This window comes from Klebsiella sp. GFKo11, from assembly GCF_056490265.1.
The window spans coordinates 6,201,518-6,224,867 of sequence record NZ_CM151369.1 but is presented as its reverse complement, the minus strand read 5'-3'; the positions used below and the strand labels follow the sequence as shown (position 1 = coordinate 6,224,867).

At 54.4% G+C, this 23,350-nt stretch carries 21 protein-coding genes; 7 read left to right on the top strand and 14 right to left on the bottom strand.

Features of this window, described 5'->3' with window-relative positions; genetic code table 11:
- From hslV to priA, 4 genes are all read right to left on the bottom strand, one after another.
- Complete coding sequence (gene hslV / locus AC07P6_RS29800) at positions 1-531, bottom strand: ATP-dependent protease subunit HslV (RefSeq protein WP_110276151.1); 531 nt, start codon at positions 529-531, stop codon at positions 1-3.
- Between the two features lie 90 nt (positions 532-621).
- The gene (ftsN, locus tag AC07P6_RS29795; protein ID WP_182235501.1) at positions 622-1,593 is read right to left on the bottom strand and encodes a cell division protein FtsN; all 972 of its coding nucleotides are present in this window, start codon (positions 1,591-1,593) and stop codon (positions 622-624) included.
- Between the two features lie 91 nt (positions 1,594-1,684).
- Entirely contained in the window at positions 1,685-2,713 is a 1,029-nt protein-coding gene (gene cytR, locus AC07P6_RS29790) for a DNA-binding transcriptional regulator CytR (protein ID WP_110276153.1), read from the bottom strand.
- A gap of 150 nt (positions 2,714-2,863) precedes the next feature.
- Positions 2,864-5,059, bottom strand: coding sequence for a primosomal protein N' (gene priA / locus AC07P6_RS29785; RefSeq protein WP_181484212.1), 2,196 nt, complete (start codon positions 5,057-5,059; stop codon positions 2,864-2,866).
- 241 nt (positions 5,060-5,300) lie between these two features.
- Here priA and rpmE point away from each other — a divergent pair, with 241 nt between their 5' ends.
- Positions 5,301-5,516, top strand: a complete 216-nt coding sequence (gene rpmE, locus AC07P6_RS29780; protein ID WP_110276155.1) for a 50S ribosomal protein L31 — start codon at positions 5,301-5,303, stop codon at positions 5,514-5,516.
- Positions 5,517-5,562: 46 nt separating this feature from the next.
- Here rpmE and AC07P6_RS29775 read toward each other — a convergent pair whose 3' ends face one another.
- The 3 genes from AC07P6_RS29775 to metJ all read right to left on the bottom strand — a co-directional run bounded on the left by AC07P6_RS29775 (position 5,563) and on the right by metJ (position 7,349).
- A complete protein-coding gene (locus AC07P6_RS29775) occupies positions 5,563-6,228 on the bottom strand; it encodes a TIGR02117 family protein (RefSeq protein WP_434660894.1) in 666 nt (221 codons plus the stop codon).
- A gap of 6 nt (positions 6,229-6,234) precedes the next feature.
- The gene (locus AC07P6_RS29770) at positions 6,235-6,843 is read right to left on the bottom strand and encodes a YiiX family permuted papain-like enzyme (RefSeq protein ID WP_434660893.1); all 609 of its coding nucleotides are present in this window, start codon (positions 6,841-6,843) and stop codon (positions 6,235-6,237) included.
- Between the two features lie 188 nt (positions 6,844-7,031).
- A complete protein-coding gene (metJ, locus tag AC07P6_RS29765) occupies positions 7,032-7,349 on the bottom strand; it encodes a met regulon transcriptional regulator MetJ (protein ID WP_004869405.1) in 318 nt (105 codons plus the stop codon).
- Between the two features lie 266 nt (positions 7,350-7,615).
- Between metJ and metB the strand changes: the two genes are divergently transcribed.
- Both metB and AC07P6_RS29755 read left to right on the top strand, forming a co-directional pair.
- Entirely contained in the window at positions 7,616-8,776 is a 1,161-nt protein-coding gene (gene metB, locus AC07P6_RS29760; RefSeq protein WP_110276157.1) for a cystathionine gamma-synthase, read from the top strand.
- 2 nt (positions 8,777-8,778) lie between these two features.
- On the top strand, positions 8,779-11,211 hold the full coding sequence (locus AC07P6_RS29755) for a bifunctional aspartate kinase/homoserine dehydrogenase II (RefSeq protein WP_182235504.1): 2,433 nt from the start codon (positions 8,779-8,781) through the stop codon (positions 11,209-11,211).
- Here the strand turns inward: AC07P6_RS29755 and AC07P6_RS29750 are convergent.
- On the bottom strand, positions 11,186-12,322 hold the full coding sequence (locus AC07P6_RS29750; RefSeq protein ID WP_478315310.1) for a cytoplasmic protein: 1,137 nt from the start codon (positions 12,320-12,322) through the stop codon (positions 11,186-11,188). The genes AC07P6_RS29755 and AC07P6_RS29750 overlap by 26 nt on opposite strands.
- Positions 12,323-12,458: 136 nt before the next feature.
- On the opposite strand from AC07P6_RS29750, the gene AC07P6_RS29745 reads away from it, so the two are divergent.
- Entirely contained in the window at positions 12,459-14,015 is a 1,557-nt protein-coding gene (locus AC07P6_RS29745) for a bifunctional metallophosphatase/5'-nucleotidase (protein WP_478315309.1), read from the top strand.
- A gap of 37 nt (positions 14,016-14,052) precedes the next feature.
- Here AC07P6_RS29745 and AC07P6_RS29740 read toward each other — a convergent pair whose 3' ends face one another.
- Positions 14,053-14,424 (bottom strand): carboxymuconolactone decarboxylase family protein, encoded by a 372-nt coding sequence (locus AC07P6_RS29740; RefSeq protein ID WP_434660888.1) that lies wholly within the window; start codon positions 14,422-14,424, stop codon positions 14,053-14,055.
- 91 nt (positions 14,425-14,515) lie between these two features.
- Between AC07P6_RS29740 and AC07P6_RS29735 the strand changes: the two genes are divergently transcribed.
- Positions 14,516-15,424, top strand: coding sequence for a LysR family transcriptional regulator (locus AC07P6_RS29735; RefSeq protein ID WP_478315308.1), 909 nt, complete (start codon positions 14,516-14,518; stop codon positions 15,422-15,424).
- Between the two features lie 4 nt (positions 15,425-15,428).
- Here the strand turns inward: AC07P6_RS29735 and malI are convergent, their stop codons facing one another.
- Positions 15,429-16,439 (bottom strand): Mal regulon transcriptional regulator MalI, encoded by a 1,011-nt coding sequence (malI, locus tag AC07P6_RS29730; RefSeq protein WP_110276161.1) that lies wholly within the window; start codon positions 16,437-16,439, stop codon positions 15,429-15,431.
- A gap of 91 nt (positions 16,440-16,530) precedes the next feature.
- Positions 16,531-18,030 carry a PTS transporter subunit EIIC gene (locus AC07P6_RS29725; protein WP_112216352.1) on the bottom strand — a complete coding sequence of 500 codons (1,500 nt, stop codon included), beginning with the start codon at positions 18,028-18,030 and terminating at the stop codon, positions 16,531-16,533.
- Positions 18,031-18,426: 396 nt separating this feature from the next.
- Between AC07P6_RS29725 and metF the strand changes: the two genes are divergently transcribed.
- On the top strand, positions 18,427-19,314 hold the full coding sequence (gene metF / locus AC07P6_RS29720) for a methylenetetrahydrofolate reductase (RefSeq protein ID WP_181484205.1): 888 nt from the start codon (positions 18,427-18,429) through the stop codon (positions 19,312-19,314).
- A gap of 26 nt (positions 19,315-19,340) precedes the next feature.
- Here metF and AC07P6_RS29715 read toward each other — a convergent pair whose 3' ends face one another.
- Together AC07P6_RS29715 and AC07P6_RS29710 are read right to left on the bottom strand one after the other, a co-directional pair.
- Positions 19,341-19,637, bottom strand: coding sequence for a type II toxin-antitoxin system RelE/ParE family toxin (locus tag AC07P6_RS29715; RefSeq protein WP_478315307.1), 297 nt, complete (start codon positions 19,635-19,637; stop codon positions 19,341-19,343).
- Positions 19,624-19,890, bottom strand: a complete 267-nt coding sequence (locus AC07P6_RS29710; protein ID WP_478315306.1) for a type II toxin-antitoxin system ParD family antitoxin — start codon at positions 19,888-19,890, stop codon at positions 19,624-19,626. Before AC07P6_RS29710 ends, AC07P6_RS29715 begins: the two co-directional genes overlap by 14 nt.
- A 190-nt stretch (positions 19,891-20,080) precedes the next feature.
- Here AC07P6_RS29710 and AC07P6_RS29705 point away from each other — a divergent pair, with 190 nt between their 5' ends.
- A complete protein-coding gene (locus AC07P6_RS29705; RefSeq protein WP_478315305.1) occupies positions 20,081-20,986 on the top strand; it encodes a DMT family transporter in 906 nt (301 codons plus the stop codon).
- Positions 20,987-21,149: 163 nt separating this feature from the next.
- Here the strand turns inward: AC07P6_RS29705 and nagE are convergent, their stop codons facing one another.
- On the bottom strand, positions 21,150-23,165 hold the full coding sequence (nagE, locus tag AC07P6_RS29700) for an N-acetylglucosamine-specific PTS transporter subunit IIBC (RefSeq protein WP_478315303.1): 2,016 nt from the start codon (positions 23,163-23,165) through the stop codon (positions 21,150-21,152).
- Positions 23,166-23,350: the final 185 nt, after the last annotated feature.

The following is a 23,350-nucleotide window of genomic DNA, read 5'->3' as shown; positions in this document are numbered from 1 at the left end:
TTACGCTTTGGAGGTCAATTCTTCGATGGTATGGAAGTGGTTGGTATATATGCAGATATCACCTGCAATATTCAACGCTTTCTCTGCGATATCGCGTGCGCCCAGTTCGGTATTTTCCAGCAGGGCGCGGGCTGCGGCTTGGGCGTAAGGACCGCCGGAGCCGATAGCAATCAGGTCGTTTTCTGGCTGCACCACGTCACCGTTACCGGTGATGATAAGCGATGAGTTTTCGTCAGCCACGGCCAGAAGCGCCTCCAGCTTGCGCAGCATGCGATCGGTACGCCAGTCTTTCGCCAGTTCAACGGCGGCTTTCACCAGGTGGCCTTGATGCATTTCGAGCTTACGTTCAAACAGTTCGAACAGGGTGAAGGCGTCAGCGGTACCGCCAGCAAAGCCTGCAATCACTTTGTCGTTGTACAGACGGCGAACTTTCTTCACGTTGCCCTTCATTACGGTGTTGCCCAGTGTAGCCTGGCCATCACCGGCAATAACGACATGGCCGTTACGGCGAACACTTACAATTGTAGTCACGAGCAGACCCCTTGGTTGCAAAAGCGGAATAGAGGCCCCGCGTTTACGCGGGGCAGAATGCAATTATAAATGGGGGGGATTTTGAGGGTTTCAACCCCTGGCGGCGAGACGAATGCAGTTTGCGTGTCCGGCCATCTTCAGGCGTTCAATCATGTTGCTGGCGTTGTCTTTGCCTTTCAGTGGCCCGATCACTACCCGGTTCCAGCCGTTGTTGGTGGTGATGTGCGAGGAAAAGCCTTCAAATGCCAGCTGTGCGCGAACGGTTTCCGCCTGCTCGGCGCCTTTAAAGGACCCGCACTGAATCATCCAGCTGCGATCGTCTTTTTTCTCCGTCGCGGCGGTTTTCGGTGCTTCCTCGACGCGGGTCACCGGTGCGGCGGCCTGCGTTTTAGGCTGCGCAGTACTGGTATGCGCTGGCGTTTGCAGCAGATCCTGATACGGCTGCTGGGTTGAAGCGGTTTGCTTCGGCTGCTGTACCTGTTTGGGCTGCTCCACAACTCGTGGTTGAGTTCGCGGCTGCTGAACCTGAGTTTGCTGTTGGGTCTGTGCTAACTGCTGTTGCTGCACCTGCTGCTGAGCTAAACGCTGGCGCTGTAGGGTTTGCTGGCGCTGCGCCGGGGTTTGTTCATTCCACGGCACTTCGGTCAGCTGCGTGGGCTGCTGACGCATATCGGCCTGCATTTGCGCTAGCAGCTGGCGCTGTTCGTTAGTCAGCTGTTCCGGCTTCATGACTTCACCACCGGCTGTCGGCTCAGTAGGCGCACGAACGCCAGGCTGGCGACTTTCCAGCTCTTTAATATAGCGCCAGCGTTCTTCCGGCTTCGGCGGTAAGCCGTTACCTGCCGCCTGGCGGTTTTGCAGCGCTTCAGCTTCTTCTTTTTTGTGGTGCGTGATGAAGTACAGTCCACCGATAAAAGCCACCAGCACTGCCGCCGCGATCGCAACCATAGTGGGCGAAACCGCTGAAAGGCCGCTTTGCTTGTTCCTTGAGCTTCGGGTATTGCTCTTTTTGCGCCGCGAAGAAGCCGGTTGGCTGCGGCGTACATAATCTCGTTGTGCCACTATCGTTTCGCTGTCTTATTCGTTTTTCAGCCCGCCATGTTACTTAAGCGGCGGGCCTTTGACCAGAAGAGCAGGCCCGAAAGCCTGATGGTTATGTTCGGATTTTGCGCGTACTGCCGCGAACGATGAGCTCGCAGTCGAGTAATCGAGAGCCGCTGCTGACGTTGTGCCCGTGCAACTGATCCAGCAAAAGCAGCATCGCTTCGCGGCCAATATCAAAACGCGGTTGCGCGACGGTCGTCAATGGCGGATCGCAAAATTCAGACAAAGAGATGTTATCAAAGCCAATAATAGACAGATCTTCAGGAACTTTCAGCCCGCGACGTTTCGCCAGCGAGAGTGCGCCCAGCGCCATAATGTCGCTATGACAGAAAACAGCCGTTGGCGGTACAGGTAATGACAGAAGCTGTTCCAGCGCATTGGCTCCGGCTTCGTAGGTGAAATTACCGCGAGCGATATAGTGTGGATCGACGGTCATTCCACTGCGGCGCAGCGCCTGAACGTAGCCTTGCAGGCGATAATGGCAAAGCGGCATCTCTTCCGGACCAGCGATACAGCCAATGCGGCGATGACCTAGCTCTTGCAGATAGTTAACGGCGTTGAATGCGGCGGTGAGGTTATCGATATGCACCGTCGGCAGCTCCAGCTCGGGCGCGAACTCATTAGCCATCACCATCGGCGGCAGATTACGCTGTTCTTCTACGCCCGCATCGAAGGGCAGGCGCGAACCCAGCAGCAGCATACCGTCGATCTGCTTGGTAATAATCAGATCGATAAAGGTTTTTTCCTGACGGTTCTGATGAGCACAATCGCCAATCAGCACCAGATACTCTTGTTCCGCAGCGGTGACTTCGATGCCGCGAATAATCTCGCTAAAGAAGGGATCGCAAATATCCGGCACAATCACCAGGATAGTGCGCGACTCATTGCGCTTCATGTTGCGCCCGAGCGATTGTGGTAAATAGCCGACTTCAAGCGCCGCCTGTTCTACCCGGTTACGGGTGCTCTGCGAAACCTTATCGGGGTTCATTAACGCTCGGGATACAGTTGCCGTAGAGACGTTTGCCTTCTCGGCAACGTCTTTCATCGTGGCGGCAACCACCTGTTTTTTGGGCTTCACCTGTTTTCTCCTCGCTGACTGGCGCAGACACATCCCTTGCGTTCTGACATCAGCAACATTTTTAACAGATAGTACATCCAGAGAGTTACAGAATTTTCATGAAAAACGTGATGGCGGTTGAATTTTTCGATCCGCCTCGCAAGAGAAGCTTTAACCTTCAATAGGATCGACATCCAGGACCCACTTCACTTTGCGCGCTTCCGGTAAGGTATTAATCAACGCCAAGGTCCCGCTGACGATGTGCTGCAGACGAATGCGTGACGGATGCTGGAGCAGAATCTGCCAGCGCCAGCGGCCTCCACGCTTCGGTGCCAGCGCCGGTACCGGGCCGAGCACCCAGAGCTTATCGTCAGCCAGCGGGCTGGCCTGTAGTAGGTTACGCAACTGCTGTAAAAATAGCGGAGCTTGCTGATTATTATGATCTTCCGCGCGAATCAGAACGTGGCTGGTCCACGGCGGCAGTTGCATACTCTGCCGCTCCGCTAGCGCCTGCTCGGCAAACGCGTCGTATCCTTTATAGAGCAGCGTTTGCAGCAGCGGGTGCTCCGGGTGATGAGTTTGAAGGATCACTTCACCCTGCTTACCAGCGCGGCCTGCGCGTCCCGAAACCTGCGTATAGAGCTGAGCAAAACGCTCCGCTGAGCGGAAATCAGCGGAAAACAGCGCCCCGTCAACGTCCAATAGAGAGACCAGGGTGACATCCGGGAAATGATGGCCCTTCGCCAGCATTTGGGTACCGATAAGAATGCGCGCGCCGCCGCGATTAACGTCGGCAAGGTATTGTTCAAGCGCGCCTTTACGGCTGGTGGTATCCCTGTCGATACGGGAAATCGGCACATCGGGAAACATCGGTGCCAGCGCTTGCTCAAGCTGCTCGGTTCCAAGCCCCACCGGTACCAGGTGCGTTGAGCCGCAGGAGGGGCACTGGCGTGGAATCGGCCTTTGGCTGTCGCAGTGGTGACAGCGCAGATGATGCTGGGCCTGATGCAGCGTGTAGTAGCTGTCGCAGCGTGGGCATTCCGCAATCCAGCCGCAGTCGTGACACAGTAGCGCAGGCGCGAAGCCGCGGCGATTTAAAAATAGAATCACCTGGTTATCGGCCTGCAGATGCTGACGCATGCGGCCGATCAGCGCCGGAGAAAGCCCGGCCTGGAGCTGCTGCCCTTTTAAATCCAGAACATGTTGTTGGGCCGGGCGCGCATTGCCCGCACGTTTGGTTAGCTTCAACTGGTGATACTTGCCCTGACGAACGTTATAAAGCGTTTCCAGCGCTGGGGTCGCCGAACCAAGAATAATCGGAATCTGCTCGCTATGTGCGCGCCAGACCGCCAGATCGCGAGCGTGGTAGCGCCAGCCTTCCTGTTGTTTGTAAGAACTGTCGTGCTCTTCGTCGATAACGATCACCCCAAGGTCTTTGAATGGGGTGAACAGCGACGAACGGGTGCCGATCACAATCGCCGCTTCGCCGTTTTTGGCTTTTAGCCACGCCGAAAGACGCTCGCTGTCGTTAAGACCTGAGTGCAGCACTTCTACCGGAGCGTTAAAACGGTGGCGGAAACGGGCGATAGTCTGCGGCGTCAGGCCGATTTCCGGTACCATCACCAGCGCCTGGCGACCCTGCGCCAGCACGTTTTCCAGAACGCTCAGATAAACTTCCGTTTTCCCGGACCCGGTGATCCCGGCCAGCAGCCAGGCGGAAAAGCTGTCTGAGGCGCTGTGAATCGCGCCAACGGCGGTCGCTTGTTCAGTATTGAGACGCAGGCGTTCTCCGGGTACCGAGAAGCTTGTTCGCCAGTCGGTGATACCAGGCGCTTCGCTGGCCAGCTCAGTAAGACCTTTACCCCGCAGCGCCTGTAGCGCGGCGTCGTTAAATTCCAGCTCGGCAACCTGATGACGCCAGATTTTCCCCTGACGCAGTGCCGCCAGCGCCTGCTGTTGTTTTGGTGAGCGTTTAAGACTATTGATATCAACCGCTTGCCCTTGCTCGGTGGCAAACCAGTACCACATCGGCGTCGCGCTGGCGGGTTTCCCCTGGCGCAACATGATCGGTAGCGCGTGGAATAACACATCGCCAATCGGATGATGATAGTAATCCACTGCCCACAGCAGTAGTCGCCAGACGGAAGAGGAGAAGACGGGCTCGGCGTCGAGGACTTCAGCAACCGGTTTGAGCTCATTGAGCGGTAATTCGCTCCGCTCGCTGATCGCCGTTACGATGCCGATGCGCTCCTGCTTGCCGAACGGAACGCGCACGCGACAGCCCGCTTTGACCGGCATACCGTCAGGCAGCAAATAGTCAAAAGTGCGGGGCAGCGGAACGGGCAGGGCAACGTGAGCGACGGGCATTTAATCTTCCTGACTTGAAATCTGGCGGGTTAGTATACACATTGTGATAAGGGCTCGCGGATCAGTTTGCATATGCTGGTCAAATTCTGTATGATTCGCCGCCTTTGATGTGCTTTGTGCAGCATCAAAATCTATTACCCGGGGATTTCGCATAGCGGAATAGCGACGGGAAATTATTAACATCGCGTGGTGTCTGGCGTTAGGGCTGGAAGAGCGACGCGGCCTTAACTGAGGTTCTCCCATGAAAAAAGATATTCATCCGAAATACGACGAAGTTACTGCAAACTGCTCTTGCGGTAACGTCATTAAAATCCGCTCTACCGTTGGTCACGACCTGAACCTCGACGTGTGCGGTAAATGCCACCCGTTCTACACCGGCAAACAGCGTGATGTTGCTACCGGTGGCCGTGTTGACCGCTTCAACAAGCGCTTCAGCGTGCCGGGTACCAGCAAGTAATTTGCTGAAGAAGAAGCCGCCTCAGGGCGGCTTTTTTGTCTCTGTTTTACAGAGGATAGCAGTATAAATTCAGACAAGCCTTATTCTTCTCCACTGCCTTCATCACGCTTCCCGCCGTCAGTTTTAGCGAGGGATTAATCGTCATCCCCGCGCTTTCCAGCCCCTTTGCCGTCCATTTATTACAGGTATTGAGTATCCCATAACGGCCATTTGCCGCGTAAAACTGGCTGTCGCCGTAGATCCCTTTTTTTAACGGTATCAGCTTGCCTGTTTCATCGCGGGCAAAGCTGCGGCCAATGTAGCGCAGTAGACTGCTGTTCTGGCTTGTGCTCAGGCTTAATTCAGCCACCGTGCTGCCGGAAAAATAGCGTCCGGGCGTCCCGGTAAAGGCGACAACGTGCATCACCGCACCGGATGACCAGAACATCGCCTGGAGCGTAAGCCGGCTGGTTATCTCCTGAGACTGGTAAAAGCCCTTATCGCCCCAGCCGATTTCATACCATTGTACCTCTTGGGGGAAACGCGTTTTAAGCTGCGGCAGAATCGTGTTTACATCGTCAGCAGACAGGATAATCCCTGTATGCCAGCCGTGATTGACGATATAGATTTCTGGCCCGAGCGACGGTTTTTCTGCCGTGGGTTTGATGGCCTGCGGGTAGGTGGTGCAGCCATACAGTAGAAAGCACATCCATGCGATGAACAGGTTTTTCATGATCGGTTACCAGGAGAACAGCGGCCAGTTTTTTTCTACGGTTTCCAGCTGCGGGGCGTCAAATACCGCCTGCGGCGAGATCACGGTTTCGTTCAGCGGGATATGCTGACCATAACGCTCTTTGAGTTTGGCGCGAACGGCCGGGGAGCTGAGATCGAACTCACTCAGCTTTTGCAGTTTACCCACCTGTAGCGCCAGGGCGCGGTGATACACCTTCCACACGACCTCGGAGCAGTACTGACGCTCGTCGCTCCATGAGAAGAAGAGATCGTAAGGTTGACCGAGGTAGTGCTTTGCCGTTTGCGCCAGCTGTTTTTGCTGCGTAGCGGTAAGCCCACCGCGCACGCGTCGGACGACGTATTTGCCGTCCTCACCCTGCGCGACCCACTTTTGCAGCGGCGTGTAAACCACCGGCCCAACGGCTTCAAAGACATAGGGTTTTTTATTGCGAATCACGACCATGCCGGTGTGGCTGTAATCGGAATGAGTCGCCAGCTGGATAGCTTTGCTTTGTGATGACCGGGAGATTTGAAAAACGATATCGCCAGTCTGCGGTTCCCAGGCATGCGCGGAGAAGGTCAACGCCAGGCTAAGCGCCAGAACACAATACTTCATGGCATAACATCCTTGTTATACCCGTCATACTTCAAGTTGCATGTGCGTTGGCTTTCCTCGCTCACCCCAGTCACTTACTTCAGTAAGCTCCAGGGGATTCCCTGCGTCGCCGCCTTCTTGCAACTCGAATTATTTAGGGTAAATACAACTAAAAAGAGCGGCTGGTTTCCCTGGCCGCTCTCAGTGATTTAGTATTCCCACGTATCCGGGTCGATACCCATTTCACGCATAATCTGTTTCGCCGCTTCCGGGATTTCATCGCTGCGCTCTTTACGCAGGTCTTCATCGTTAGGCAGCGGCTGACCGGTAAAGGCATGCAGGAACGCTTCACACAGCAGTTCGCTGTTGGTGGCGTGACGCAGGTTATTCACCTGACGACGCGTGCGTTCATCGGTGAGGATTTTTAACACCTTCAGAGGAATGGAAACCGTAATTTTCTTTACTTGTTCACTCTTCTTACCGTGCTCAGCGTATGGGCTGATATATTCGCCGCTCCATTCAGCCATGAGTTACCTTTAATCCTCTATTCATTAGTTAAGGGCCAGGAACGCGAGTTCAGGCCATAATTGCGCGTAGTTTACCGTAGAGGGGCGCGTCTGGCACCAAACAAGCCGCTACGGATGTGCGCTAATGCATATAATTTTAACGGCTATTTCCTATTTGCTCAATCTATACGCAAAGAAGTTTAGATGTCCAGATGTATTGACGTCTATTATAACTATGTTTACTCTGAAGCCTGACTTTTCACCGATTCAGCCAGGAACTCCCCAACATGACGCGTAAACAGGCCACCATCGCAGTGCGTAGCGGTTTAAATGACGACGAGCAGTACGGTTGCGTTGTCCCGCCGATTCACCTCTCCAGCACCTATAACTTCACCGGATTTAACGAACCTCGCGCTCACGACTATTCTCGTCGCGGTAACCCGACCCGTGATGTGGTGCAGCGTGCGCTGGCAGAACTAGAGGGCGGCGCGGGGGCGGTTCTCACCAATACCGGGATGTCGGCGATTCTGCTGGTCACCACGGTATTCCTGAAACCAGGCGATGTGCTGGTGGCGCCGCACGACTGCTACGGCGGCAGCTATCGTCTGTTTGATAGCCTGGCGAAACGGGGTTGTTACCGCGTGCTGTTTGTCGATCAGAATGACGAGCAGGCGTTGAGCGCCGCGCTGGCGGAAAAACCCAAGCTGGTTCTGGTCGAAAGCCCAAGTAATCCATTGCTGAGAGTTGTGGATATTGCGAAAATCTGCGGGCTGGCGCGTGAGGCTGGCGCGGTAAGCGTAGTGGATAACACCTTCCTGAGCCCGGCATTGCAGAATCCGCTGGCGCTGGGTGCCGATCTGGTGTTGCATTCATGCACCAAATATTTGAACGGCCACTCTGATGTGGTGGCCGGGGTGGTTATCGCTAAAGATCCGGCGATTGTCACCGAACTGGCATGGTGGGCGAATAATATCGGCGTCACCGGCGGCGCATTTGATAGCTACCTGCTGCTGCGCGGTTTACGTACGCTCTCTCCGCGTATGGAAGTGGCGCAGCGCAATGCGCAGGCGATTGTCGATTATCTGCAAACCCAACCGCTGGTGAAAAAACTGTACCATCCGTCCTTGCCGGAAAACCAGGGGCATGAGATTGCGGCGCGTCAGCAAAAAGGTTTTGGCGCGATGCTAAGCTTCGAGCTGGATGGCGATGAGCAGACGCTGCGTCGTTTCCTGAGCGGATTATCGCTGTTTACACTGGCGGAATCGCTGGGTGGCGTAGAAAGTCTGATTTCCCATGCGGCGACGATGACCCACGCGGGCATGGCGCCTGAGGCGCGTGCGGCGGCGGGGATCTCAGAAACGCTTCTGCGTATTTCGACCGGTATTGAAGATGGTGAAGATTTAATTGCCGACCTGGAAAATGGCTTCCGGGCAGCAAACGAGGAATAAACATGAGTGTGATTGCGCAGGCAGGGGCGAAGGGTCGTCAACTGCACAAATTTGGTGGGAGTAGTTTAGCGGATGCGAAATGTTACCTGCGCGTCGCGGGGATCATGACGGAGTATTCGCAGGCGGGCGATATGATGGTCGTGTCCGCCGCCGGCAGTACCACCAACCAGTTGATCAGCTGGCTGAAGCTCAGCCAAACCGATCGTCTCTCTGCGCATCAAGTGCAACAGTCGCTTCGTCGTTACCAGACGGAGCTGATTTCCGGGCTGCTGTCGGCAGACGCTGCCGACGCGCTGATCGCCACGTTTATTCACGATCTTGAGCGCCTGGCCGGGCTGCTTGATAGCGGCGTGACGGACGCGGTATATGCCGAAGTCGTCGGCCATGGCGAAGTCTGGTCGGCTCGCCTGATGGCGGCGGTGCTGAATCATCTCGGCGTGGAAGCCGCATGGCTGGACGCGCGCAGTTTCTTACGCGCCGAACGCTCCGCGCAGCCGCAGGTGGATGAAGGTTTATCTTATCCGCTTTTACAGCAGCTGATGGCGCAGCATCCGAACAAACGTCTGGTGGTGACCGGCTTTATCTCGCGTAACAACGCCGGGGAAACCGTGCTGCTGGGGCGTAACGGATCCGACTACTCCGCTACCCAAATCGGCGCGCTGGCCGGGGCGACTCGCGTCACTATCTGGAGCGACGTGGCCGGGGTCTACAGCGCTGACCCGCGTAAGGTGAAAGATGCCTGCCTGCTGCCGCTGCTGCGCCTTGATGAGGCCAGCGAACTGGCCCGTCTGGCGGCCCCGGTACTGCATGCCCGTACATTACAGCCGGTATCCGGCAGCGATATCGATTTGCAATTACGCTGTAGCTATACGCCGGATCAAGGCTCTACGCGTATCGAACGCGTGCTGGCTTCCGGCACCGGGGCGCGGATTGTCACCAGTCATGATGATGTCTGCCTGATTGAATTCCAGGTACCCGGCGGCCAGGATTTCAAATTGGCGCATAAAGATCTGGATGCGATTTTAAAACGCGCCCAGCTGCGCCCGCTGGCGGTGGGTGTACACGCCGACCGTAAGCTGCTGCAGTTCTGCTACACCTCTGAAGTGGCCGACAGCGCGCTGAAACTGCTCGATGAAGCGGGGCTGCCGGGCGAACTGCGCCTGCGCCAGAAGCTGGCGCTGGTAGCGATGGTTGGTGCTGGCGTGACTCGTAATCCGCTGCACTGCCACCGTTTCTGGCAGCAGCTCAAAGGCCAGCCAGTGGAGTTTACCTGGCAATCTGAAGAGGGCATCAGCCTGGTCGCGGTGCTGCGTGCCGGACCAACCGAAAGCCTGATTCAGGGCTTACATCAGTCGCTGTTCCGCGCGGAAAAACGCATTGGTCTGGTGCTGTTTGGTAAAGGTAATATCGGTTCCCGCTGGCTGGAGCTGTTCGCGCGCGAGCAAACTACGCTCTCCGCTCGCACCGGTTTCGAGTTTATTCTCGCTGGGGTAGTGGATAGCCGCCGCAGCTTGCTCAATTATGAAGGTCTGGACGCCAGTCGCGCGCTGGCTTTCTTTAATGATGAGGCCGTTGAACAGGATGAAGAGTCGCTGTTCCTGTGGATGCGTGCGCATCCGTACGATGATTTAGTGGTGCTGGACGTGACCGCCAGCGAGCAACTGGCCGATCAGTACCTCGATTTCGCCAGCCATGGCTTCCACGTTATTAGCGCCAATAAGCTGGCGGGTGCCAGTAGCAGCAGTAAATATCGGCAGATTCATGACGCGTTCGAGAAAACCGGGCGTCATTGGTTGTACAACGCCACCGTCGGTGCCGGGCTGCCGGTCAACCACACGGTGCGCGATCTGATTGATAGCGGCGATAATATCCTGGCGCTGAGCGGCATTTTCTCCGGCACGCTTTCGTGGTTGTTCCTGCAATTTGACGGCACCGTGCCGTTCACCGATCTTGTCGATCAGGCCTGGCAGCAGGGGCTGACCGAGCCCGATCCGCGCGTGGACCTTTCAGGGAAAGACGTGATGCGTAAGCTGGTGATCCTGGCGCGTGAAGCCGGTTACAACATCGAGCCGGATCAGGTGCGCGTGGAGTCGCTGGTACCAGCCCACTGCGAAGAGGGCTCCGTCGATCACTTCTTTGAGAATGGCGAAGAGCTGAACGAGCAGATGCTACAGCGTCTGGAAGCGGCTCGTGAAATGGGCCTGGTGCTGCGTTATGTCGCGCGTTTCGACGCTAATGGTAAAGCCCGTGTCGGCGTTGAAGCGGTGCGCGAAGAGCATCCGCTGGCGGCGCTGCTGCCGTGCGATAACGTCTTTGCTATCGAGAGCCGCTGGTATCGCGATAACCCGCTGGTGATCCGTGGGCCAGGCGCCGGTCGTGATGTGACCGCTGGGGCGATTCAGTCCGATATTAATCGTCTGGCGCAGCTGCTGTAAGCGCCGCGTTATACTCCTGAGCCAGTGAGGCCAGTATTTGCGTCACCCGCCCTGCGGAAAACAGGGCGCTTTGCGTGAATTCTGGTCTCTTTTCCAGCCATTTCGTGAAACGTCGGCTGGCTGTCAGCGCGGGTATCGTTTGCTTTTCTCCCCGGGAATGAGCCAGAGAGCAAACCATCTTTCGATTTTCCCCTTGCTGCCAAAGCTGCCACTGATTTTGCCACCAACCATGCCAGGTTTTTCCTTGTAGCTGCCATGGCTCAACGCCATCGTCACTTGTTATCTCCTCCTCCACATACCAGAGCTCACTTTGCTGCTGACGAAACTGCCGCGCCCAGGCGGTAATGACCGCACCGCGAAGAAAACACTCATGCGCGATTATGTGCGTTTTGACTTCGGGGAACAGGCGGCTGAGCAGCTTAAAGTGGCCGTGCGCGGCGATGACCGGGCGTAGCATCGCGCCGCGGCAATTACGTTTGGATAACGCGCTGCCATACTGTATTTCATCGAACTGACTGCGGCGTAAAAAGATATTCTCTTTCATGGTGATACGGTTAGCGATATCTCCGCCGACATCATGAGGCTCTTTTATGCCCCGCCACCGATAATGCAACGATGTGCCTACCGGGTGAGGGGTGAAATTGCTGGAAAGATGTAAAACGTTGCCGCGACGCGCATCGAAACTTAAAAGAATATAGAGATTTTCCCCAGCGTGATTTCCCTGAAAAGGGACCACTAAAGGAGTGCTGCAAATTTGTTCTGGCGGTTTTATTGGGCTCAACGCTTGATGCTTCGGCGTCCAGACTTTTTCGCAGCAACGACATTGGAGGCGCTGCGTCCCGCGCGGGTTATAGCCGTAGCGAATAATATCCCGCTGGTAACAAACCGGACAGAAAAGGCCGCGATCATGGGCATACGCCGTCAAATAAGCCGATAACCAGAATCCGAATTCCGCATCATTAAATAAAGGCGGGTAGCTGCCGCAGGCTTCGCAGCAGAGTGCCGGATAGCCCAGCCGATAGTCCGGATAATGGTAGTCGGCGGAATTCGCCAGACCCAAGTTGCGGCAGCCGAACGTTTTGCAGGCGTTAATGGTAAAAAGATGATCCATTTGCAGGCGAATACCAACGATTTTTACAGGTCGTTAATTCTGCCGTGCTCGTGGGGTATTGAGATGTGAGAGCACTCACATAAAAAAGTCTTTCAGAACGTAACTTAGCGGTTCTTTACTTCTGAAAGGAACTCCGATGAAATTAAAAACAATTAGCGCCGCCATCCTGCTGACTTTGCCTTTCTGGGCATGCGCCAAAGATGTCACCATTATTTATACCAACGACCTTCATGCCCATGTTGAACCCTATAAAGTGCCGTGGATTGCAGACGGTAAACGGGATATTGGCGGTTGGGCGAATATCACGACGATGGTGAAACAAGAAAAAGCAAAAAATAGCGCGACCTGGTTTTTTGATGCTGGAGATTATTTTACCGGCCCCTATATCAGCAGCCTGACCAAAGGCAAAGCGATTATCGATATTATGAATACCATGCCCTATGATGCGGCAACCATCGGTAATCATGAATTCGATCACGGCTGGGACAATACGCTTTTACAACTTAGCCAGGCCAAATTCCCGATTGTGCAGGGCAATATTTTTTATCAAAACAGTCAAAAATCGTTCTGGGATAAACCGTATACCATTATCGAAAAAGATGGCGTGAAAATCGGTGTGATTGGCCTGCACGGCGTTTTTGCCTTTGATGATACGGTGTCCGCCGCGACGCGGGTCGGTATTGAAGCGCGCGATGAGATTAAATGGTTGCAACACTATATCGATGAACTTAAGGGAAAAGTGGATCTGACCGTTGCGCTGATTCATGAAGGCGTTCCGGCGCGTCAGTCGAGCCAGGGTGGCACCGATGTGCGTCGTGCGCTGGATAAAGATATTCAGACCGCAGGTCAGGTAAAAGGGCTGGACGTTTTGATTACCGGCCACGCTCATGTGGGGACGCCAGAGCCGATCAAGGTTGGCAATACGCTGATCCTCTCCACCGATAGCGGCGGCATCGACGTCGGTAAGCTGGTGCTGGATTATCAGGAAAAGCCGCATCAGTTTGCGGTGAAGAGCTTCGAGCTGAAAACCATTTATGCCGATGAGTGGCAGCCCGACCCGCAGACGAAGCAAGTCATTGATGGCTGGAATAAGAAACTGGATCAGGTGGTGCAGCAAGTTATTACTCAGTCGCCCGTCGAACTGACCCGTGCTTATGGCGTCTCTTCGCCGCTGGGCAATCTTGCCGCAGATGCATTGATGCAGGCGGCAGGTAAGGAGACGCAGTTGGCGTTAACTAACTCGGGCGGTATTCGTAATGAAATTCCTGCCGGAGCGGTAAGTATGGGGGCCGTTATCAGCACCTTCCCATTCCCTAATGAACTGGTGACAATGAATCTGACCGGGAAGCAACTGCGTAGCCTGATGGAGCACGGTGCAGGGCTGAGCAACGGCGTACTGCAGGTCTCTAAAGGTCTGGAAATGCACTACGACAGCAGCAAACCAGTGGGTCAGCGCGTTGTATCATTCATGTTAAACGGCAAACCGGTTGAGGATGCGGCGGTTTATCATATTGCTACCAATAGCTTCCTTGCCGATGGTGGAGATGGGTTTGCTGCGTTTACCCAAGGGCAGGTGCGTAACACTTTCGGCGGCTACTACGTTTCGAATGCGGTCGTGGATTACTTCAACGCCGGAAATAAGATAACAGATGAACAGCTTAACGGTATGCGCATCGTCGATGTGAAGAAATAAGAACCTCAGGCCGGGCGGTTAGCCCGGCCTGAAACGATCAGTGCGTCGCGAAAACCTCTTTGGCGGCAAACAGGCCATTCAGGGCTGCCGGGAACCCGGCATAGACTGCCATCTGCATAATGACTTCCGTGATTTCTTCTTGCGTCAGGCCGACATTTAATCCGGCAGCGATATGCACTTTTAGCTGCGGTGCGGCATTGCCTAGGGCCGTTAGTGCGGCGATGGTGGCGATTTCCCGGCTACGTAAATCAAGCCCCGGCCTGGCGTAAATGTCGCCGAAGGGAAACTCGATCAGATAGCGGGCAAAATCGGGGGCGATATCTTTCAGGCTGTTGACGACGGCATCGCCGCCTTTGCCATCCACGCGCTGCAGCATCTCAAGTCCGGTGGTAAAACGAACGCTGGTCATAACTTTTTCCTCATGGTGATTATGCGTTGTGAGGAAGGTTAGGGGAGTTTGCCGGGCTTGAGTAATACCCTTTTCGTGATACCTTTTCAGTATGACAAATTCACGTTTATACACTCTGGATATTCGCCTGCTGCGCTACTTTGCCGTCGTCGCACAGGAGAACAACATCAGTCGGGCGGCGCAGCGGCTATTTATTTCGCAGCCGCCGCTAAGCCGTCATATCCGCCATCTGGAAACGCAGCTGGGGGTGGCGTTGTTTTTGCGTCACACCAAAGGCCTGATTCTTACCGATGAGGGGCGGCGGGTGCTGGACATTATTCAGCCGCTGCTGGATCTTCAGGATCGCACTCTGGCCGCGCTGGGCCAGCTCTCTGAATATTCGCATCAGCCCCTGCGTCTGGGGCTAACGACGGCCTTTGAGCAAGGTATTTTTGCCGCAGTAGAGTCCGCACTGAGTGATTATTCGAGCGCTTTGCATATCACCCGGCAACCATCACCGGCCCTGGCCCAACTGGTGCGAAAAGGTAAGCTTGATGCGGCGCTGGTGGCGCTGCCGCTGAATACCGAGGGGCTGAGTCTGCATCCTTTTCCGTATCGCGAACCGCTCATTGCGGCGTTGCCTGCATCCTGGCCAGAGTCCGAACGAGCAAATCTCATGTTAAGCATGCTTAATCATCGACCGCTGTTTTGGTTTAAGCGTGAGCGTAATCCTGACTTTTTTGACTATACGCGGCGCATTTTTGACCGCGCAGGCTATACGCCGGGCTACGTGGAGGAACCGGCAGAGCATGATGTCCTGCTGGCGCGTATTGCGCGTGGGGAGGGGATGATCCTGCTGCCGGCGTCATTTTCTGCTATTCAGCGTCAGGGCGTGGTTTTTTGCCAACTGCATGAAGGAGAGCGGATGCCGCTGGGTCTCGGCGTCATTTACGCCCCGCACAATCATGAATCCGTTCAAAAATGGCTTCCTCTGCTGGATAACTGCCTGGCGGCTCGCTAGCGCGTCAGGCGGATTCTCTCGCCACCAGTTGCCCGGAAAGCGTGATGCTCTGCGTTTGCAGCGTTGGCTCTTTGATCTTCCGCGTTATCAGGGTTGCCGCCTGACGCCCGGTTTCTTCGCTAGCCGAAGAGACGTAAGTAAAGGAGGGTGAGGTCAAATTCACGTGCATCATGTCTTCAAAGCCGACCAGCGCAACCTGTTGGGTAAGGAATACATCTTTACCGACGGTTCGCCCCACCTGGTTAATCCCGCTGAGGCAGCCGATCATGGCGTCCGGGGAGTGGCAGAGCAACGCGGTGATGGCGTTGTTTTTCTCGAGCAGTTGGCGCGTGGCCACGCTGGCGGCCTGGGTATCGTTACTGCATGCCGGCATGAATTCGTCGCGCATCGTCATGTCGTACTTGTCCAGCACGGAGCGAAAACCCAACAGGCGCTGCTGGCGGATGAGATCGTTTTCCTGACCGCCAATATAGGCAATGTAACGGTGCCCGCGTTCGATCAAATAGCGCGTGGCAAGGCTCGCCGCCTGGCGGTTATCGCGAACAACCTGATTGCAACTTTCTGCCAGCGGCGTCTGTGACACGATAACCAGGGGAAGCGGGTACTGAAGCAGCGGGGTGGGCAAGGTGGCGGAGTCGGAGGCCAGATAAATCACCCCTGCGACGCCCTGCTGTTTGAAAGAGAGTAAGCAACGTTCGAGATATTCACTATCGTCGCGCGGCTGGCCGAGGAAAACCATATAACCCTGAGTTTCCAGCTCCTGCACGATGCTGGCCATGACTTTGATAGAAAAGCTGTCGCTGAAATCGCGCAATATCAGGCCGATAAGGTTGGAGGTATTCGAGCGCAGGTTCGCAGCGGCAACGTTATGGACGTAGCCCAGTTCGTTGATAACAGCATTGACTTTTTCAATGGTGGCTTCGGAGATTTTCCCTTTCTGACGCAGTACTAACGATACCGTCGAAACGGAAACCCCCGCCATTTTAGCGACATCAATGATGCTGACTTTCTTCAAAATCTCTCCCTGAAAACTCTTTTATGACAGTCAGATAGAAGAAGATCGCCTGCCAGGGACGGGCGATCTTCCACACCATAACACCTTCTGATTATTTGCCAATCATCCCCGACATGGTTTGTGCGATAAATTGCGCTCTGGCACCAAAAATAACCTGGATGCCATTATCGCCGACAAATACCACCCCGCGTGCGCCAATTCCATTCAAGCCATCTTTATCGACAGCGTCTCGCTGGGCAACTTCCAGGCGAAGTCGGGTGATACAGGAACCGACAGAATCAATATTTTTCGCGCCGCCGAGCAGGTTGATGATCTCTGTTGCAAGTTCGGCATCGGTTTTGTCATCAGCGGTCACGGTCACTTCAGTTCTGCCCGGTGTTTTAACATCAAAACGACGGATGACGAAACGGAAGGTGAAATAATAAATCAGCGCCATCGGCACGCCAACAAACACTGCGCTCAGGAAGTTGGTCTGGTAGCCATTCAACGATGGCAGGATGCCAAAGGAGATGTAGTCGATAAGCCCGGCAGAAAAAGATTTGGCGATATGTGCGTGCAGCAGGTACATGGCCATATAGGACAGACCCGCCATGATGGCGTTGAACACATACAAAATCGGTGCGACGAAAATAAAGGTGAATTCGACCGGTTCGGTAATACCTGTCAGGAAGCAGGTCAGGGCGGCGGAAAAGAGAATACCGGCCGCGATTTTCTTATTTTTGGTATGCGCTTCATGGTACATCGCCAGGCAGGCTGCCGGCAGCGCGAACAGCATCAGCGGGAATTCGCCCTGCATGAATTTACCCGCGTTTTGATAGCTATCGGAACTGAACGATTTCACGCCTTCTTCCAGCATTTTGAACCAGATGGTCTGGTCGCCGTGGATCATTTGGCCGCTCTGGGTCGTAAAGTCGCCGAAAGAGTACCAGAAAGAGGGATACCAGATATGGTGCAGGCCGAGCGGGATGAGCGCACGTTCAACAAGACCAAAAATAAAGGTCGACGCCGCCTGGTTATCGCCGTTGATGACTACCGATAATGCATCGATGCCCGACTGGATATGCTCCCAGATATACGGCAGCAGCAGGCCGAGGATAAATGACAGGAAGGCGGTGGCGATTGCCACAAAACGTTTGCCGGAAAAGAAACCCAGGAACTCAGGCAGCTGCAATGAGTGGAAGCGGTTGTAGCACCAGGCGGCAAGGATGCCGCAAATTAACCCGCCAAAGACCCCCATTTGCAGCGTGGGGATGCCGACGACCATGGCATATTTTCCGCCCTGGGACGCCATCTCCGGCGTAATGCTCAGCACGGTGCCGATGGTGATATTGGTGACGAAAACGGAAACGGCGGCGGAAAGCGCGGCGATACCGGATTCCGATGCCAGACCAACCGCAGAACCGATAGCGAACAGCATCGGCAGGTTATCAAAGATGACCCCGCCTGCGTTCATCATCAGCGGTAAATGGAATTTATCGCCGAAAGCCAGCAGTAAGCCCGCCGCGGGCAGAAGTGAAATTGGCAGCATTAATGCCCGGCCAATCATCGACAATTTTGATAATGACTTTATGAACCCTGATATCAGACCCATGCTGATTCCCCCGATGAAGACGCAATGTTGCGTTATTTTTATTAAGTAGAACGTTGTAGTAGAACGTTCTACCTATCGTGGGACAAGGCAGATTACATCGCAACCTCATTTTCATCATCGGATCGGGGGAAATTGTGATTATTTGAAGTGCTTCAAAATTGTGCGGATAAAAAAATCCTAATTTGCTGAGAGTTTGCTGCTGCCGGTTGACAGGAGTAGGTAAAGCGGCTCGAAAACAGATGAGCTTTTTTCAACTTGCCTGAATATTCCTCACTCTTTACGCAGATTTTTCTATTGACGCCTGCGCTCTTTTCCGTCATTTTTACATCTGGACGTCTAAACGTATAGAAGTTCGCGAACACAACAAACAATAAAATGCGATTGATGAGGTAAGGTATGAGCTTTTTTCACGCCAATCAGCGGGAAGCCCTGAATCAGAGCCTGGCGGAAGTGCAGGGTCAGATTAATGTGTCCTTTGAATTCTTTCCGCCGCGCACCAGTGAAATGGAGCAAACCCTGTGGAAATCCATCGATCGCCTGAGCAGCCTGAAGCCGAAGTTTGTCTCCGTTACCTACGGCGCCAATTCCGGTGAACGTGACCGTACCCATAGTATTATCAAAGGCATTAAGGATCGTACCGGTCTGGAAGCCGCGCCGCATCTGACCTGTATTGATGCCAGCCGCGATGAGCTGCGCGCCATTGCCCAGGATTACTGGGATAGCGGAATCCGCCATATCGTTGCTCTGCGTGGCGACCTGCCGCCGGGCAGCGGTAAGCCGGATATGTACGCAGCCGATCTGGTCACTTTGCTAAAAGAGGTGGGTGACTTTGATATTTCCGTTGCGGCCTATCCGGAAGTCCACCCGGAAGCCAAAAGCGCCCAGGCTGACCTGCTCAACCTGAAACGTAAAGTGGATGCGGGTGCAAACCGCGCGATCACCCAGTTCTTCTTTGATGTCGAAAGCTATCTGCGTTTTCGCGACCGCTGCGTCTCTGCGGGAATTGACGTGGAAATTATCCCGGGCATTCTGCCGGTCTCGAACTTTAAACAGGCGAAAAAGTTTGCCGATATGACCAACGTGCGGATCCCGACGTGGATGTCGAAAATGTTCGAAGGTCTGGACAATGACGCCGAAACCCGTCAGCTGGTGGGCGCGAACATCGCCATGGACATGGTGAAGATTTTAAGCCGCGAAGGGGTCAAGGATTTCCACTTCTATACGCTGAACCGCGCGGAAATGAGCTACGCGATTTGCCACACCCTGGGCGTGCGCCCGGCGTAAGTAACGGTGGCCGGGAAACCGGCCTGCTATCCCCACATCACGTGTCGGGCAGCATCGCGAGAGTGATTAAGAATGCGTATTACTGTTACCGTAGCTTCTGCGGGCACAAAATAAATGACATGCTGCTCTGCTGGTAGCGAATAAATCTGGTCACCTAAGTCCGGGCGTGATGTCCCAATTTGATGTGTGGCCAGCATCTCAAAAATATCAGAAAATTGACCAACGTATTCATCAGCTTTCACCACTCCGAACTGTTCGTAACTGTAAAGCCAGATCTCCTCAAGGTCTTCGGTTGCTTTTGGCGTTAGCTCAATCGCTTTCATGAGTTCTCCGAACGCGGGTCCTCATTCGTTGCAAGAAGGCATCTTTATCCCACCGCTCAGGTTCTCCGCTGCTTATTCCTTCAGCCAGAAGATCCCGGAGTGTCTGAAGACGAGATTCTGCTTGTTTCTCACGTAGCAATCGCAGTGCGTCGCGCAGGACTTCACTTTGGGTGCGGTAATCTCCCGATTGGACCAGCGAATCAATAAATTCGCGAAGTTCATCACCCACATCAACCGTCATTGTCCGAGCCATAGCGCCTCCTGGATGTAAGATAAAATCTTACATTCAGTATACGTATGATGTGCTCTGGTTTCTACTGTACCGCTAACATGGTCTGCTCTGCGGCGACGAAAACACCCTTCGTCGCCGCTTTTGGTTTATCGCCCCGTCAGTAAAGCGAGTATAGTGCCCGCAAAATCTTCATAACGGATAGATGATAACTATGGCAGGGAACAGCAGCCTGCGGGCCTTCGGCGGCCTGATTATTCTGACGCTTATCTGGAGCTACAGCTGGATTGCGATGAAGCAGGTGACGCTCTATATCGGCGCGTTCGATTTCACCGCGCTACGCTGTATTTTGGGTGCCGCTTTGCTGCTTATCGTTTTGTTCCTGCGCGGGCGTGGGATGCGGCCAACACCGTTTGGCTATACGCTGGCGATTGCCCTGTTGCAGACCTGCGGTATGGTGGGGCTGGCGCAGTGGGCGCTGGTCAGCGGTGGGGCCGGGAAGGTCGCAATTCTGAGCTATACCATGCCGTTTTGGGTGGTGATTATGGCGGCGCTGTTTTTAGGCGAGCGCATGCGGCGGTTGCAGTATGCTGCGATTGGGGTGGCGGCATGCGGTTTATTGCTGGTGCTGCAACCGTGGCAACTTGATTTTTCATCGATGAAAAGCGCGCTGCTGGCGATCCTCTCCGGGATGAGCTGGGGAGCCAGTGCGATTGTGGTAAAGCGGATGTATGTCCGCTATCCGCATGTTGATTTGCTGGCGTTGACGACCTGGCAGATGTTGTATGGCGCGCTGGTGATGAGCGCGGTGGCGTGGCTGGTGCCGCAGCGCAGCATTGACTGGCAACCCGGCGTGTTTTGGGCGTTGGGATATAGCGCCGTTCTGGCGACAGCGCTGGCCTGGTGTCTATGGCTGTTTGTATTGCGTAATTTGCCCGCCAGCGTCGCAGGGTTGAGCACCCTGGCGGTGCCGGTCTGCGGTGTACTTTTTTCCTGGTGGCTGTTAGGGGAAAACCCGGGTCTGGTGGAGGGCGCAGGTATCGTGCTTATCGTGCTGGCGCTGACCATTATTAGCCTGAAAAAACGCGAAGCTCAGGTACAGAGTGTCTCAGATTGCTAACAAAGTGTGCGTCTCAGAAATTGCCCGGTGGCGGCTGACGCCTTACCGGGCCTACGGGGTGTGCATAACCTTATGATATTAATGGCTTTGTAGGTCTGGCAAGGCGTCAGCCGCCACCCAGCAAGAATACGACACCCTATCTAAACCAAGTTTGTCTGTAAGTTTATCCCTTAATCTCATAGAGCAACGTTTGCCCGGCAATAACCTGGCCTTGCGCCTTGATTTCCAGACAGGCGAAGTCTTCAACGTTGCTACACACCACCGGGCTTATCATCGAACGCACATTCGCATTGAGAAACTCGAGAACCATCTCAAGGATGGGCTGTCCTGCGACGACTTCTGCGCCTTCTTCAATTAACCGCTTAAACCCCTGACCATCCAGCGCGACGGTATCCAGTCCCATGTGAACCACAATCTCCGCACCCTTTTCGGTTTCAAGGCAGAACGCGTGATTGGTATTGAAGATTTTGACGATCGTACCCGCTGCAGGAGAGACGACGATAGGGCTGGTCGGTCTGATGGCGATACCGTCACCGACCGCTTTGCTGGCAAAAGCTTCGTCTGGCACCTGTTCTAAGGCGACAACTTCGCCGCTGACCGGGGAGAGCAGTTCGGCGATAACCGTGGTGGCGGTTGTCGTACGTGGTTTGGACGCGGTAGGTGCCGCGGCGACCGGCAGAGCTTCTGCTGCGTCGACGTGACCGGTGGTTTTCATCTCATTGGCGATTTTCTCTGCCACAAATCCGACGATAATCTGCACATTGGTGTTGTTCAGACGAATTACGCCGCTAGCACCTAAACGTCTTGCCAGCGCGTCGTTCACCAGAGCAGCATCTTTAACGCCTAAACGCAGGCGTGTGATGCAGGCATCAATGTTGGTCAGGTTATCGGACCCGCCGATAGCCGCAATATACTGGCGGGCTAGCGCTGCGGCGCTTTGCTCTTTATTTGCGCTAATATTCAGGTCTTCGCCATCGGCGCAACTCCCGTCTACAGCCAGTTCGCGGCCCGGCGTCATCAGGTTAAATTTGATGATGGTGAAGCGGAAGACCAGGTAGTAGATAACAAAGAACACCAGGCCCATTGGGATCAGCAGATACCATTGCGTGGCCAGCGGGTTGCGGGAGGCGAGCACCATATCGACCAAACCAGCGCTAAAGCCAAAACCGGCAATCCAGTGCATGCTGGCAGCGATAAACACTGAGAGTCCGGTCAGGACCGCGTGGATAAGGTACAGCACCGGCGCAACGAACATGAAGGAAAATTCCAGCGGTTCGGTGATGCCGGTAAAGAAGGCGGCAAAGGCACCTGCCATCATAATACCCAGCACTTTGGCTTTGTTTTCCGCCCGTGCGCACTGATAAATCGCCAGCGCCGCGCCCGGCAGGCCGAACATCATAATGGGGAAGAAACCTGCCTGGTATCGGCCAGTGATACCGAGTACCGCTTTGCCTGATGCAAGCGACTGCGCGCCGCCGAGGAAGTTGGGAATATCGTTAATTCCAGCGACATCAAACCAAAACACCGAGTTGAGCGCGTGGTGTAAACCGACCGGAATCAGCAGGCGGTTGAAGAAGGCATAGAGCCCGGCACCGACCGATCCAAGTTTCTGGATATGCTCGCCAAAGCTCACCAGACCGCTAAATACCACCGGCCAGATAAACATCAGAGCAAAGGCTACGACGATCATGGCGAAGGAGGTGACGATGGGCACCAGACGGCGACCGCTGAAGAAGGAGAGCGCTTTGGGCAGTTCGACGCTGCTGAAGCGGTTATAAAGTTCGGCGGCGATGATACCAACCATAATGCCGATAAACTGGTTTTTAATCTTACCGAAGGCCGCAGGGACCTGATCTGCTGGAATCTTCTGGATCATGGCGACGGCGGCCGGTGAACACAGCGTGGTTAAGACGAGAAAACCAACGAAACCCGCCAGCGCAGCCGCACCGTCTTTATCTTTTGACATACCATAAGCGACACCTACCGCAAAAAGTACGCCCATATTATCGATAATGGCGGCCCCGGATTGAATGCATAACGCCGCAAGGGCGTTAGAACTTCCCCAACCATTGGGATCAATCCAATACCCGATACCCATTAAAATCGCTGCGGCGGGCAATGTAGCGACCGGCACCATTAGCGCGCGGCCAACCTTCTGGAGATAACCCAATATATTCATAGTCGTTCCCTTAGAAATAAAAATCCTGAAGCCAGTATGACCAATAGGACATGTATACTGACTGACCCGGCGATGGGTATTACGGTATTAATAACCGCATTATTATTGTGGTTTTATTTTTAAGGGAATTTATCAAGGCTTAATGTTAGCTCTGTCGCATTTTATTAAATACTTTAAAAGACTCA